The sequence below is a fragment of the Mycobacterium asiaticum genome (assembly GCF_001668675.1).
GTDB lineage: Bacteria > Actinomycetota > Actinomycetes > Mycobacteriales > Mycobacteriaceae > Mycobacterium > Mycobacterium asiaticum_D.
The window spans coordinates 1-13,918 of record NZ_LZKQ01000127.1; the positions used below are offsets into that span (position 1 = coordinate 1).

The window sequence follows — 13,918 nt, forward strand, 5'->3', positions numbered from 1 at the left end:
GCGATCGTTTCTTCGGTAAAGGGCTGCAACGTTTTACCGTGCCCGCGCAACTGTTCGACCGTCTTCAGGAAGGACAGGCACCGATCCAGGGCGTCCTCGAACGCGCCAACCGACACGCCTAAATGCTCGGAGATCAGTTCGTGTCGCATGGCGGTGATTTCTCGCCGGATCTCCTGCGCGCCATCTGTCCTTCCGAGGGCTTCGATAGCGACGTCGCACTCGCTGTCGAATCCCATCGACCGGTTGTTGAGATTCGACGACCCGATGCGCAACAGCCGATCGTCGACGACCAGCACCTTGGAATGGACATAGATCGGCAGCCCGCCGTCGGTGACGGGGTAATAGATGCCCAGCCGATCATGCTCGTCGGCGGCCCACAGCTCCTGGATCAGCAGATGCCGGGCGCTGTCCATGGCTTGCTGCTCGAGCGGACTTTCCGAACTCCGGGGCAGCACTATCACGACCTCGGGACCGTCGTCTTCGCGAAGACGGCCGGCAAGCGCCTCGGCGAGGTCGCGAGAGGCCAGGTACTGGTTCTCCAGATAGATCACGTCTCGCGCCGCCGCGATCGCGGTGAAGTTGAGCGCCTCCACTTCGCGGACCTCGGTGCGATCCTCGAGCTCGGGCAGCGTGCGCGCGATTGCGACGTCGACGTCGCGCAGGGACGGCGCCAGCCCGCTCGGCCAGGCGACGTGCTTGGCTTCGACCGGCTCCAGCGTCTGACCGGTCGCGGTCTGCCACCGCTCGCGCGCCTGCTCACCGAGCGCGACGGCGGCGGCGCCGTCGACGGCCAGGGCCACCTCGTGGCGGGGTCCATAGCCGCGGCCCAACGTCCGCCTGCCCCGGTTGGTGTGCGCATGCTCGCGGGTGTCCCACCGTTCGATGGTGAGGTCGAGTCCACCGCAGAATGCCACCGCCTCGTCGATCACGGCGATCTTCTGGTGGTGTACCGCGCCGATCGGGTGCGCGCCGTCTACGGCGAACCGTATTCGCTTGCTGCTGAGACGATTCACCAGCGTCACCGGGGTCAGCCCGTACCAGATACCGTCGAAGGCCGGCAGCAGGCGAAGATTGGATTTCAGCAGGTAGACCTCCAAAGTTGGCCGCTTCCAGAGCATCCAGTACAGGAAGGCGCCCAGCTGGTTGGGCCCGGGCAGTGTTTTGGTCCCGCGCTCGAACGCCATCCTGGCGTCTAAGTCCCAGGCGATCAACATGATTCGGTGTCGAGCCCGCAGCATCGCCGCCTTGACGTGACGGAAATAGTCGGCGGCGTCGATGATGCCCGCGAACTGATCGGCCCGTGCCACTCGCCAGCACGTCTGGCCGGGAATCAACACTCGGTCGTCGCCCACGCCGGCGCTCAACCAGTCCGGCGGATCAGGGAGCGCATACTCGTGTGTCTACCCCGCTGCCGGTGGCCACGCAACGACCCGTGCGCACCCGTGTTTGACTTGGTGCGGATCATCCTGGCGAAAGGTAGCGATGGCAGGCAATTCGGTCGGCAGAGTCGCCGGCAAGGTCGCATTCATCACCGGCGCGGCACGCGGCCAGGGTCGCGAACACGCGGTCCGGCTGGCCGAGGAGGGCGCGGACATCATCGCGGTGGATGTCTGCGCGGACATCGACGGCGTGGCCTACCCGGGGGCCACCGAGGACGACCTCGCGGACACCGCCGCCCTGGTGGAGAAGTCGGGACGGCGCGTCGTCACCGCCAAGGCCGATGTCCGCGACCTGGGAAGTCTCCGCGTCGCGCTCGAACAGGGGGTGGCCGCGGTGGGCGCGATCGACATCGTCGTGGCCAACGCCGGAATCAGCGGCACCCCGGCGCCGGCGGCCCTGATCGAGAAATCCGCGTGGCAGACGATGCTGGACATCAACTTGACCGGCGTCTGGCAGACCGTGAAGGCGGCGTTACCGCACATGACCAACGGGGGCGGATCGATCATCCTGGTCAGCTCGATGCTGGGTATTCGCGGCGGCGGCTACATGGCCCACTATGCGTCGGCGAAACACGCCGTCGTGGGTCTGATGAATTCTTTGGCCAATGAACTTGCGCCGCAGTGGATCCGGGTGAACTCCATTCACCCGGGCAACATTGAGACGCCGATGCTGGACAACGAGTGGTTCTGCCGCACCATGCGGCCGGACCTCTCCGATCCGACCGTGCACGATGCGGCCGAGATCATCGGCCAATTCCACCTGCTGCCCAAGCCACTGATCGAGGCACGCGCTGTCAGCAACGCCGTACTGTTCCTGGCCTCCGATGAGGCGCAGTACATCACCGGGGCGGCACTGCCCGTCGATGCCGGTGCCGTCGCGAAATTCTGAAAAGCGATGACGACGACCGATCCCATACCGCAGGAGATGATCGACGAGTATCACCTCCGAAAGCTCGTTCATGCCTATTGCCGCGCCGTCGACCGCGGCGACATCGACGGACTCCGGAGTCTCTATCACCACGACGCGCTCGACAGCCACGGAGCATTCTCGACGGGCACCGCGGACCAATTCCTGCGACAACTCAGCGCCTCGCGTCCCCACATCCGGATGATGCAGCACCACATCACCACGATGAACTTCGCGGTCGCCGGGCAGCGGGCCGAAGGCGAGATCTATTCACTCGCGGTGCACACCCTGGCCGGGCGTAGCCGGGACATCGATCTCATCATCGGCGGCCGCTACCTGGACAAGTACGAGAAGCGCAGTGGCGCATGGAAATTCATCGAGCGGACGATCGTGACGGATTGGGCGCGGGTGAGCGATCCCTCCGCGATGGACTCCAGCCATCCGATCACCAGAGACACACTCCATGGTGCGCTCGACGACAACGATCCGTCCTATCGGTTCTTCGCGCTGCTCAATTCTGGCGACTGATCAACTCGTCGGCGAACCGGTCGATGAACCCGTCCAGCGGGGACTTGCCAACCGGTCGGATGACGAACTTCGTCAGTCCAGCATCCAGGTAGGCGTCGAGCTGCCGATGCAGCGCGTCCCACCCGGCCGCCACCAACTGACCGGGTTCCACGTCGGGGCGACGCCGACGCACCGCCGCGACCAGTTCCTCGGGTAGGTCTCCATCGGCGACCGCCAACGAGATGCCGAAGTGATCCGCGTCGATATGCCGACCCGCGTCCGCCGCGGCACGTTCGATCGCCGCACGCCCCCGCCCTGCTTCTTCGGGGGTGAGGAAGCTGCCCAGCCAACCGTCGGCCAGGGCGCCGATGCGGCGGAACGCCGCCGCCGAGGACCCACCCAGCCAAATGTCCAGGGGCGGCACCGGCCGCGGCGCGACCTCGGCCCCACGCACCGTGAAGAACCTGCCGGCGTAACTGGCCGAATCCTCGATCAGGGCTGCGCGCAACACCTTCAGTGACTCGTCGAACACCTCCGCCCGCTGGCCGTCCGGCACCACGAATACCTCACGTTCAGCGGGAATCGCCGACCGCAACCCGAACGCCGGAAGCACCCGCTTGGGCGCCAGCGCAGCCAGCGAGGCGAGCGCCTTGGCGACCAGTACCGGATGGCGACCCGGCAAGACCGCGACCGAAGTGCCGACTTTCAGCCGGTTGGTGCGCGCCAGCGCATAGGCCATGCCCACCATGGGATCCACCGCCGGGGAGTAGACAAGCTCGGAGAACCACAACGAGTCCACACCACTGGATTCCAACCGGTCGACGATCTCGGCGAGCTGCCCGGGAGCGGTGTCCGCACCCAGTCCGATCCCGAATCGAATCTTCACGCGCATCTCCTTACGTGTGGCTACGAACCTATCCAACGTAAGGAGGCGACTATTTGCGTCCCGGTCGCCGCAAGAGATCGGCAAATGCCTGCGCGGCGGCGCCCACCCCGCTGTCGTCGTCGGTGGCGACCAGGTCGAGCAGCAAGCCGCGCGTGACCGCCAGGCCGAGGCGCACCAGCGCCGGGTTGTCCGTACCGCCGGCAGCCGTTTCCGCCTCCGCCAGCCAGGTATCCACCGCGCCCGGCACCATGCGGACGAAGGGCTCCTCGCCCTGGGCGCCCCGAGAGTAGCACTCGAAAAAGAGCCGTTCGAACGGCCTCAGGTCAGGACGGCACAGCACTGTCCACATCGCGGTGAAAGCGTCGGCCGGCTCACCCGGCAAGTCGGCCAGGATCGCCATCTGGCGACGTTCGACCTCCTCCACGATCGCAATAAACAAGTCGTCACGGGAGGTGAAGTGGTGCAGCAGCATGCGGTGACTGGTGCCGACGGCGGCCGCCACGTCGCGCAGCGACCGGTCCCCGATGCCGCCCGCGGCGAAGTCCGCGACGAGCGCGTCGAGCAGCTCCTGGCGCCGCTTGAGGTCAGGAGTGCGGGCCAAGGGATTGCCGGGACCGCTCGCTGCGGGCCTTGAGGCCCTGTGCCTCCAGCTCCAGGTAGCGCCGAGTGGTGCGCAGCATGAGTCGGCCGACCAGGGCGCCCACCGGCCCTCGCTGGTCGAGCTCCTGACTTACCAGCGTTCGTCCCTCGCCGAGCGGTGTCACCGTATGGCTGGCCGTTGTGGTGCCGCCGGGGGAGCGCTGCACCCAGGTCCACGAGACGCCGGGAACCAATTCGCTTACCTCCCAGACGAGTTTGGGCATCCGGGGCTGCTTGATCTCGAAACGTCTGCCGACCGCGAGCGCGGATCCGTCCAGGCCGGCCAGGCGGGTGACCGAGGCGGTCCACTCCGGCCAGCGTTCGACATCGGTGAACACGTCCCACACCAAGGTTGCGGGTGCGTCGATCTCCACGCTGCTCTTCGTAATCATGTACCGCATGGTACATCATTAAGTGGACGGGCGGCTAGGCTGACGGCCATGGATTTCGAGTTGAGCCGCACCGATCTGCATCAGACCCGCTTCCTTTCCGACGCCGCGCCATCGCCGCAGGGCGGCCAGGTGCTGCTTCGCGTCGAGTCCTTCGGGCTGACCGCTAACAACATCACCTACGCCGTGTTCGGCGAGGCGATGCGCTACTGGGACTTCTTCCCCGCCTCAGACCCGCAGTGGGGCAAGCTCAACGTCTGGGGCTACGCACACGTCGAGCAGTCGCGGCATCCCGACCTGGCCGACGGCATGCGGGTCTACGGCTATCTGCCGTGTGCCAGCCACCTGTTGGTCACGCCGGACCGCATCAACGAAAAGGGCTTCGTCGACGCCGCGCCGCACCGGGCCGCGTTGCCCTCGGCCTACCAGGGATACCGCGACGTCCGAACCGATCCGGTCTATTCGGCTGACCGCGAGGCGGAGCACATCCTGTTCTTCCCGCTCTTTTTCACGTCGTTCCTCATCGACGACTTCGTCTCGGACGAAGGCTTTTTCGGGGCGGACACCATCGTCATCTCCAGCGCTTCGTCGAAGACCGCGATCATCGCGGCCTACCTACTCGCCAAGCGGCAGGGTATCCACGTCGTCGGTCTGACGTCGGCGGGCAACCGGGGTTTCGTCGAGGGACTCGATATCTATGACTCGGTTGTCCTGTATGACGACATCGCTGCGTTGCCGGGTGACCGTGCCGTCTACATCGACATCTCCGGTGACGGCGCGGTCCGCACCGCGGTGCATTCCCATTACGGCGACCGTCTTGCCCACAGCTCCGCGGTCGGCATGACCCACTGGACGCAGATGGCGCACGACAGCGGCGAGCTCGCGGGACCCAAGCCCGTCTTTTTCTTCGCCCCGGATCGCATCAAGAAGCGCGGCGCCGATTGGGGCACCGCCAAACTCGACGAGCAGGTCGCCGACGCATGGGGGCCGTTCGCCGATTGGGCATCGAAATGGCTACGGGTGGAGCGCATCTCGAGCCAGGACGAGATCGGGCGGGCCTACCTGGAACTGCTCGACGGGAAGGTGGACCCGACAGCCGGCACCATCGTGGAGCTGTAGGAGGACACGTGACGCTCACCGTGCTCGTCGTGACCGCGGCATTTTTCCTCGGCATGGGCGTCTACACGCTCGCCGCGCCGGCCCGGATGATCGGGGTGTTCGGCATCGCGCTGCCGGAACGCACGTCGCGCTCCGAGGTGCGGGCCGTCTACGGCGGCTTCGGCTGTGCGATCGCGGGTGCGCTGGCCTTCGCCGCCGTCGACTCGAGCTCACGCAGTGGGATCATGTTGACCGTCGGACTGGCGTTGGGTGGCATGGCCGTCGGTCGGTTGGTCTCGGCCGTCATCGAAGGCCGAACCCCGTTTTATCCCAACTGGTTCTACTTCCTCGTCGAAACCGTCGCCGCCACCGCCCTGTTGCTCACCTCAAGCTAACCCTCGGGCGAACTGCCGGGCCAGGGGTTGTCCCACCGGTCGGTCACCGCTACCTCCGACACCGGCTTGCGCCGGACCGGGCGGTGTCCGCCTTTCGGCCAGCCCGCGGTGAGCAGCGCGGCGATCTGCCAGTCGTCGGGAATGGCTGCGACGGTTCGCAATTCGCCCTCGCAAGAGGAGTGCCACAAGGTGATCGCCGCACCCAGTCCTTGCGCGCGGGCGGCAAGCAGGAAGTTCTGCACCGCGGGGAAAATCGAACCTCCCTGTTGGAGTTCGGCAGCCCCGGGCTGGGGACGGATGCAGAACAGCACCAGCACGGGCGCCGCTCCCCCGGTGCGCGTGTGCTCGGCCATGGTGCGCAGCGCGCGCGACTTCGGGTCGTCGGCCCCGTCGTCGGGCATCGAGAGGTGGTAGAAATCGGTCATCGCCTGCCAGGTTCGGTTCGCCCCGGCGGTCACGATCCCGCGGGCCGCCGCGGATTTGAGCACGACGAACTTCCACGGCTGTTGGTTGCCGCCGGACGGAGCCCAGGTGGCGGCCAGCAGACACCGCTCGAGCACGTGGTCGGGCACGGGTTCGTCGCGATAGCGCCGCACGGCAGAAGCGGTGCGCATGACGTCCCACAGGTCGACAGCCGTTCGCCGCCCCGACGCCGCAGTCATGCTTGTCGCAGTCCCGGCAGGACCCCACGCCACTGCGCGCCGCGCATGGGACCAGTGACCAGCGGCAGGTCCAGTGTGGACAGCAGGCCCGGTGGCGCGGCAATGACGGCGGGAATGGCGTTCAGTTCACGCATCACGGTCGCGTAGGTCAGGCCGCGCATATTGTTTCCGCGGCCGTGCATTTCGATGTCGACTGTGTAGGTGGGCAACCCGTCGACGATGACGCGATATCCGCCGTGCGGCGAGGGGTGCCGGGGCCAGTGCGGAGCTGCCCCTTCGCCCATGCGAGTGAAGTGTTCGAGCACGACGCGCTCCTCACCGTCGACGAGGCCCGCGAGTTTGAACCGCATCGCGCCCATCGTTCCCGGCTCGATCCAGCCGGAGGCAACCTCGTAACGCTCTGTGGCCAGCCATTTTTCGATGGTGGTCTCGACGCGGTCGAGCGGCAGTCCGAGGCCGTCGGCAACCAGGTGCACGATCGGCCCCCACAATGCGGTGAGCCGCTCGGTGTCGAAGAGCGGCGCCGGGTGGTCAGGTGGGTGGGCGAATCCCATGAAGTCGAACATGATGTCCGGCTGGTTGATCGGGCCGTAGTCGAGTATCTCCAGCATGGTGATCTTGTCGACACGGCTGCTGAAGCCGGTCATCGTCAGCGCGATGACGTCGTTGGCCCAACCGGGGTCCACCCCGCTGTTGAAGAAACTGGTGTTGCCCTCACGGCACGCCGCGGCCAACAGATCGACGGTTTCGCGGTCAGCGGCGGGCGGGTAGCACATCGGCACCAGTGAGGTACACACCACATGCTTGCCGGCGCGCAGGCAGCGTGCGATGTCCTGTGCCGCTTCGGAATAGCGATAGTCGCCGGACGCGAAGTAGGCCACCACGTCTGCGTCACCGGCCAGCGTGGCTGCGATGTCACGGGTGGCGACGACACCGGTCTCCGACATGCCGCACAACTCGCCGGCGTCCTTGCCCTCTTTGGCCTCGGAATACACGACCACTCCGGAAAGCTCCAGGCCCGGGTGGGCGATGAGGGCACGCAATGCACCGACCCCGACCTGCCCGGGGCCCCAGAGAATCACTTTCGGTTTACGATGTCCGTCGGCCACATACGCCCTTTCCGTAGCGGGCATCGGCGACACGATCCAGTGCGACGGCCGATTCACCGTAAACCAATGCCCAGCCGCGGACTCGGCGGTAGTACAACTGGACATCGCACTCCATGCTGAACCCGTAGCCGCCGTGGATGTGCAGGCTGCGTCGGGTTGCGTCACGCGCAGTCTCGTAGGCGAACGCGAACGCCATGGCCGCCAGTTGACGCATGCGGTCGGGTTCATCGGTGTCGGCGCATGCCGCCCGCAGCGCGAGGAGCCGTGACCCGGCGACGGCGGTCGCGCTATCGGCCAACGGATGTGAAATCGCCTGAAAGGAGCCGATAGCGGCGCCGAACGCCTGGCGCTGTTTCGCGTAGTCGACCGCGAACTCGACGGCTCGGGCGGCCGCACCGGTCAGTGCCGCCGCCGTCAAGGTCAGCCACAGATCCAGTGCCGTACCGAAAACATCGCTCGCCGAAGCGTCCTCGGCAAGTACGACGTAGTCGCCGTCAATCGTAATGTCCGCCAACGGCAACGATCCAAGATTTCCGACGTGGGTCCGGTTGTCCCGCAGCGGGACCGCCAACAGTCGCTCGTCCACCAGTGTGATCACCCAGTCCGCGACCGCACCGGCCGGGACCAGCCGCAGACACAGGTGGCGACCGGCGCGCGGGGCGAACGTCACCAGCCGAGCGCCCGCCAGCACCTGACCGAGCAGTTCGTTGCCGACTCCACCACAATCGGCAAGCAACCGGGCGGCTACCTGCGCTTCGATCAGCGGAGCCGATGCCGCCGCCCGACCGAATTGCTCGGCGATGAGAGCCAGGTCCAGTACTGATGCGCCCGCACCGCCGTCGCCCTCCGCAACGGCCATCTCGACGGAACCCGTGTCCACCAACGCCTTCCACAGGGCGAGATCGAAACCCAGCGGCTCCGCCGCGCGCACGCGGGCAGCGGTCGACTCGCGCGCGAACAGCGCGGCGAAGGAATCCACCAACTGCCGCTGTTCGCCGGACAGGCTCAGATCCACCTGTGTCCATTCCTTGAGCGGATATGCTCACTCTCAAAGATGAGAGTAACATTATCCGCGAGCCGTGCAGCTTTTCAGTCGCCGGCCGCCGATGCCAGGGGCGCATCTGGCGAGTTATCCGACGCCAACAGGGCTGTTCGAATCTCGTTGAACGATTCCGTCATTGCCTGTGTCGCCTCGTGCGGGTCGTCCATCGTGATGTCGTCGGTGAGCACCGAGACATTCAACTGGTCCACGTAACTCCAGACGGTGATGTTCAGGGCGCTGCCGGCGGCCAGCGGACCCACCGAGTGGATCTCGCTGATCCGGGCGCCGCCCAGTGTGTGGGCGGTGCGGGGTCCGGGAACGTTGGAGATCGTCAGATTCATCACCGAGCCGGAACTCAGTCGTCGTGACTGCCAGCGAAACATCGCCGGGGAGAACCGGGGCGGCAGGTAGGCCAACCATTCGGCCATCAGCGTGGGACCGCGCAGCGCGAAATTCTCCTTGGCGACGGCGGCGGCGGCTGACGTGAGGCGCACCCGTTCCAGGGGGTCGGCGATGTGAATCGGCAAGGGCGGAATCATGTAACCAAACTCGTTGCCGCTGAGCCGCGTCGGCGACTTGTTGAAGCTCGCCGGCACACCGGCGAGTAGTGGTTTGTCGGCGCGGCCGCCATAGCGCAGCTGCAGGGTGCGCAGCGCTCCGGCCGCTATCGCCAGGACCACGTCGTTGATGGTCACGCCCAGCTTCCTGCTGATCAGCACCACCTCGCTCAGCGGCAACGAAGCGGTGGCAAACCGTCGCCCGGGCGAGACGACATGGTTGGCGAAGCTGGGCGGTGGGAGGGCCGGGCGCCTTGGCGCATGGCTTTTCCGGCGCTGACGCGATCGGCGCCAGACACGTCCCACACCCGTCCCGGTCCGCCAGATCAGTGGCGGCAGGTTCACCAGCTGGCGCAGGTGCTCGCGAGTGGCACCTCCCACGAGTCGCCCTGCCGGCGGGATCGATTCTGGTCTGTCTGCGGTCTCAGCAAGCAACAGAGATTCGTACTCTTGTAACGCTTTCGCGATCAGGTTCGCCGAAGCTACCCCGTCTGCGAGCGCGTGGTGGAGCTTGAGGATGACGGCTATGCGGTTGTCGGCGAGGCCTTCGGCGATATGCAGCTCCCACAGTGGACGGTCCCGCTGTAACGGAACCGCCGCAAGGGCACCGATCAATTGATCCAGTTCCCGGCGTCCGCCGGGCGGCGCCACCGCGGCCCTCCTGATGTGGTAATCGGCGTCGATCGGAGCGTTTTCCTGCCACATCGGATGGTGGTAATGACCGGGTGTGCTCACCAGCCGGTAGCGAAGTGGCTCGAGACCGAGTAACACCCGATATGCGGCCTCTTTCAGCTCGGGGAAGGGCAGCCCGCCGGGCAGGGCCGACAGATCGACCACGGCCACCTTGATCGTATGCATGTGGATCTCGGCTGTTTCGCTGTACAGCAACATTGCGTCGACGCCACTGAGCCGCTTCATAGCGCTCCGAGAATAGCCCTTCTCGCGGTCGTTGACACCTCGCCTTCTCCGGCCTGGGCATTGCTACTCTCGCTGCAATGCATTTTCAGCTCGACCCCGATACCGAGGCGTACCGCGACGCGGTACGCGCCCACCTTCGTGCCGTGTTGACTCCGGAAGTCACCGAACGCATCTATCGAAGCGGCGTCGCGCACGATGAGGACTTCACGAAAGGACTCGTCGACGAGGGTTATTTCGCGCCGGACTGGCCGGCCGAGTTCGGCGGCCAGAACCGCAACGCGTGGGACGCGCAGGTGCTCAACGAGGAACTGATGCGGTTTGACGCGCCCATGTACCTCGCCGAGACAACCCGCATGGTGGCATCGATCATCCGCGCGGTCGGCTCTCCCGCCATGAAGGATCTCGTGCTCGACGCCGCCATGAAGGGTGACATCACGATCGCGTTGGGCTTCACCGAACCTGAATGCGGATCGGATGTCGCGGCCGCGACAACGAGGGCGGTACGCGACCGTGACGACTGGATTATCAACGGCAGCAAGATGTTCACCACCAACGGTCACATCGCCGACTACATCTTCCTGCTGACCCGCACCAATACCCAACGCCCCAAGCACCAGGGGCTCACCATGTTCCTCGTCCCATGCGAGAGCAAAGGGTTTGACGTACAAGCCGTCTGGACTCTTTCCGGTGAGCGCACCAACATCACCTTCTATTCGGATGTCCGCCTCGGCGACGAGTGGCGGATCGGTGATGTCGACGATGGCTGGCGGGTGATGGGCTTGTCCTTGCAGGACGAGCACGCGTCGGGCTGGGGACCGCACCTGACCCGGCTCCTGCAGCACGCCGAGGATTGGGCCCGCTGCCCGACCGAGGACGGCTCGCCAGCGATCGATGACCCAGCCGTCCGGCGCCGCCTGGCCAGGGTGGCGATGGAGAACGAAGTCGCGATGCTGCTACAACGCCGCTGCGTCTGGATGACCGAGCAGGGCCGGATGCCGGTGGCCGAAGGATCGATGTCGAAGTTGTTCAGCACCGAGGCTCTCGAACGGGCCAGCCAGGACATCGTCGAGCTCGTCGGCCCCGACGGACTGCGCAGCTATTTCGAACCCACGGCACCGCAGCAGGGCCGATTCGAGCATTTGCTCCGCTTCGCCGTCGGTACCACGATCTACGCGGGCACCAGCGAGATACAGCGCAGCATCATCGCCCAGCGCGGACTCGGATTACCCCGTTAGCTTCCGCACCCGGCGGGGCGCGGCTGCGCGCGCGGTCGACTTGCGCGGCGCCTTGGCGGGGGCGTCCGCGGCGGGCGGGCTGACCGCCTGCTTGCACCACGCCCACAACTGGTCCTCGGTGAGCTTCGATCCCTTACCGCCCAGATGGAATACACCGATCTGAGCCAGTGCGGTCAGCGTCGTGTTCAGTAGGGTTGTCAGCTGCTGGGGGGTTAGATCGTTGCGCACCAACCCTGCTCGTGCGCACGAGGTGATGATCTTGGTCAGCAATTTCAGATGTGGCTCCCACACCTTGGCGAAGTCGGCCGGCCGGTTGATCTCCAAACTCAGGTTGTAGATCGTCATCACCCGTCCGCCTACCGATTCCGAGGACTCGGCCCGGTACAGGACACCGCGGCAAAAGGCTTCCAGCTGCTCCATCGGCCCGTCCGCCGCCGCAACCTCTTGCCGGATGTTCTCGGTGAACTGGCTGGTGACGTTCTCATACAACGCCAGCATCAGCTCTTCCTTGCCGGCGAAGTGCTGGTAGAACGCCCGCAAGCTGAGATTGGACCGGTCAATCAGTGTCTGGATCGTGAAGTCGGCCTTGCCCGACTCCTCTACCAACTCCAGCGCTGTCGCGAGGAACCGCGAACTGCGCGCGAGAGCGCGAGCTCTCGCCGAACTCAGACGCCGCTCGATGGTGCGCTCTTGCCACGTGGTGGTTGGTTCGACAGCAGTGGTTGGTTCGACATCGGTATCGACAACTTCTGTGCCGGCTTTGGTATCCGCGCCGGCGCTCTTTTTCGCAGCCATGATGCCGCTAAGAATACGCGCACGACGCGCGCATTCGCGCGCTACCTGCGCGTGAATGTTGACTACGGCCGCGGCGGGACCGGCTGCATACGGTACGGTGAAAATGGTCATTCTCGTTTTGCAGAATCAAGGAGTGCGGCGTTGAGCGCAGACATCCTCATCGTTTCGCCCGACGACCATCTGGTGGAGCCGGCCGACTTGTGGACTTCCCGGTTGCCCGAACGCTATCGGGATGCCGGGCCGCGCATCGTCCGCACCCGCGGGCGCATGGATCCAAGCGTCACTTCCGATGTCGCTTTCGTCGAGGACGAACAGGGCCGCGCGGCGGATATCTGGCACTACGAGGACAAGAGGATCCCGATCCCGTTGATCAGCGCGGCCGCCGGATACGACCTCGACGAGCTTTCCACCGATCCGATCACCTACGACGAGATGCGTCCGGGTTGCTTCCGTCCGGCCGACCGGCTGGCCGACATGGACATCGCCGGGATCGAGGCCTCGGCGTGCTTCCCCAACACCCTGGTCCGTTTTTGCGGCCAACGTTTTCTCTACGGCAAGGACAAAGAACTCGCGAAGCTGTGCGTCGAGGCCTACAACGACTTCCAGATCGACGAGTGGGCTGCGGGCTCGAACGGCCGGTTGATCCCGCTCGGCATCATTCCGCTCTGGGATGTCGAACTGGCCGCACGGGAAGTGGAGCGGGTGGCCGCCAAAGGCATGCATGCGGTGTGCTTCTCGGAGTTGCCGTCACGCCTCGACCTGCCCTCGATCCACAGCGGCTACTGGGATCCGTTCTTTGCCGCCTGCGAACGCAATCAGGTGGGCATCATGCTGCACATCGGATCGAGTTCATCGCTCACGAAGTCCTCACCGGACTCGCCGCATGTCGTCACCAGCGCACTGATGGCGGTCAATTGCACCATCGCACTGGTCGATTGGCTGTTCTCCGGCAAGCTCATTCAATTTCCCGACCTCAAGATCGCATTCGCCGAAGCGCAAGCGGGCTGGATCCCGTACTACCTGCAACGTGTCGACGAAGTTTGGGAGGATCGCCGGGCCTGGGGCGGCATTCATCCCCTGCTCACCGAGCCCCCGAGCAGCCAGGTGCCCGGCCGCGTCTACTTCTCCACCTTCGGCGACCCGGTTGCGTTCCGGATCCTCGATCTGGTCGGACCCGACCAACTGATGTTCGAGACCGATTACCCCCACAACGACACCAACTGGCCGAGAAGCATGGAAGTTGCGAACAAGGCGACCGAGGGCCTGGACGAAGAGACCAAACGTAAGGTGTTGTCCACCAACGCGAAGCGTTTCTTCGGCCTGGTGTAGCCCGGGTTTTC

Annotated in this window: 15 protein-coding genes; 6 read left to right on the top strand and 9 right to left on the bottom strand. The window is 65.5% G+C overall.

Annotation, left to right across the window (positions count from 1 at the left end; translation table 11 throughout):
- The coding region (locus A9X01_RS10920) for a phospholipase D-like domain-containing protein (RefSeq protein ID WP_065120831.1) at positions 1-1,352 on the bottom strand (1,352 nt) is incomplete at its 3' end.
- Between the two features lie 130 nt (positions 1,353-1,482).
- Here A9X01_RS10920 and A9X01_RS10925 point away from each other — a divergent pair.
- Both A9X01_RS10925 and A9X01_RS10930 read left to right on the top strand, forming a co-directional pair.
- Positions 1,483-2,328 (top strand): mycofactocin-coupled SDR family oxidoreductase, encoded by an 846-nt coding sequence (locus A9X01_RS10925; RefSeq protein WP_065120773.1) that lies wholly within the window; start codon positions 1,483-1,485, stop codon positions 2,326-2,328.
- A gap of 6 nt (positions 2,329-2,334) precedes the next feature.
- A complete protein-coding gene (locus tag A9X01_RS10930; RefSeq protein ID WP_065120774.1) occupies positions 2,335-2,874 on the top strand; it encodes a nuclear transport factor 2 family protein in 540 nt (179 codons plus the stop codon).
- Here the strand turns inward: A9X01_RS10930 and A9X01_RS10935 are convergent.
- From A9X01_RS10935 to A9X01_RS10945, 3 genes are read right to left on the bottom strand one after another with little or no spacing between them, the layout of a single operon-like run.
- Positions 2,858-3,739 (bottom strand): TIGR03854 family LLM class F420-dependent oxidoreductase, encoded by an 882-nt coding sequence (locus A9X01_RS10935; protein WP_065120832.1) that lies wholly within the window; start codon positions 3,737-3,739, stop codon positions 2,858-2,860. The two genes, A9X01_RS10930 and A9X01_RS10935, sit on opposite strands and share 17 nt — an antisense overlap.
- A gap of 49 nt (positions 3,740-3,788) precedes the next feature.
- A complete protein-coding gene (locus tag A9X01_RS10940; protein ID WP_065120775.1) occupies positions 3,789-4,340 on the bottom strand; it encodes a TetR/AcrR family transcriptional regulator in 552 nt (183 codons plus the stop codon).
- The gene (locus A9X01_RS10945) at positions 4,324-4,770 is read right to left on the bottom strand and encodes an SRPBCC family protein (protein ID WP_065120834.1); all 447 of its coding nucleotides are present in this window, start codon (positions 4,768-4,770) and stop codon (positions 4,324-4,326) included. The genes A9X01_RS10940 and A9X01_RS10945 overlap by 17 nt, the downstream gene beginning before the upstream one ends.
- 48 nt (positions 4,771-4,818) lie before the next feature.
- Between A9X01_RS10945 and A9X01_RS10950 the strand changes: the two genes are divergently transcribed.
- Complete coding sequence (locus A9X01_RS10950; RefSeq protein WP_065120776.1) at positions 4,819-5,886, top strand: DUF2855 family protein; 1,068 nt, start codon at positions 4,819-4,821, stop codon at positions 5,884-5,886.
- Positions 5,887-5,894: 8 nt separating this feature from the next.
- Positions 5,895-6,260, top strand: coding sequence for a DUF4345 domain-containing protein (locus tag A9X01_RS10955; protein WP_253849065.1), 366 nt, complete (start codon positions 5,895-5,897; stop codon positions 6,258-6,260).
- On the opposite strand, the gene A9X01_RS10960 is transcribed toward A9X01_RS10955, so the two are convergent.
- The 4 genes from A9X01_RS10960 to A9X01_RS10975 form a co-directional block, all read right to left on the bottom strand.
- Positions 6,257-6,874, bottom strand: coding sequence for a nitroreductase family protein (locus A9X01_RS10960; protein ID WP_065120777.1), 618 nt, complete (start codon positions 6,872-6,874; stop codon positions 6,257-6,259). The two genes, A9X01_RS10955 and A9X01_RS10960, sit on opposite strands and share 4 nt — an antisense overlap.
- A 44-nt stretch (positions 6,875-6,918) precedes the next feature.
- Positions 6,919-8,004 carry an NAD(P)H-dependent amine dehydrogenase family protein gene (locus tag A9X01_RS10965; protein WP_065120836.1) on the bottom strand — a complete coding sequence of 362 codons (1,086 nt, stop codon included), beginning with the start codon at positions 8,002-8,004 and terminating at the stop codon, positions 6,919-6,921.
- A 7-nt stretch (positions 8,005-8,011) separates the two neighbouring features.
- Positions 8,012-9,046: an acyl-CoA dehydrogenase family protein gene (locus A9X01_RS10970; protein ID WP_065120778.1), complete on the bottom strand. Its 1,035-nt coding sequence runs from the start codon at positions 9,044-9,046 to the stop codon at positions 8,012-8,014.
- 74 nt (positions 9,047-9,120) lie between these two features.
- Positions 9,121-10,548 (bottom strand): wax ester/triacylglycerol synthase family O-acyltransferase, encoded by a 1,428-nt coding sequence (locus A9X01_RS10975; protein WP_081282321.1) that lies wholly within the window; start codon positions 10,546-10,548, stop codon positions 9,121-9,123.
- Between the two features lie 77 nt (positions 10,549-10,625).
- On the opposite strand from A9X01_RS10975, the gene A9X01_RS10980 reads away from it, so the two are divergent.
- Entirely contained in the window at positions 10,626-11,783 is a 1,158-nt protein-coding gene (locus A9X01_RS10980; protein WP_065120779.1) for an acyl-CoA dehydrogenase family protein, read from the top strand.
- Here A9X01_RS10980 and A9X01_RS10985 read toward each other — a convergent pair.
- Positions 11,772-12,578 (bottom strand): TetR/AcrR family transcriptional regulator, encoded by an 807-nt coding sequence (locus A9X01_RS10985; protein ID WP_065120839.1) that lies wholly within the window; start codon positions 12,576-12,578, stop codon positions 11,772-11,774. The genes A9X01_RS10980 and A9X01_RS10985 overlap by 12 nt on opposite strands.
- Positions 12,579-12,719: 141 nt before the next feature.
- Here A9X01_RS10985 and A9X01_RS10990 point away from each other — a divergent pair, with 141 nt between their 5' ends.
- Positions 12,720-13,907 carry an amidohydrolase family protein gene (locus tag A9X01_RS10990; protein ID WP_065120780.1) on the top strand — a complete coding sequence of 396 codons (1,188 nt, stop codon included), beginning with the start codon at positions 12,720-12,722 and terminating at the stop codon, positions 13,905-13,907.
- Positions 13,908-13,918 lie beyond the last annotated feature (11 nt).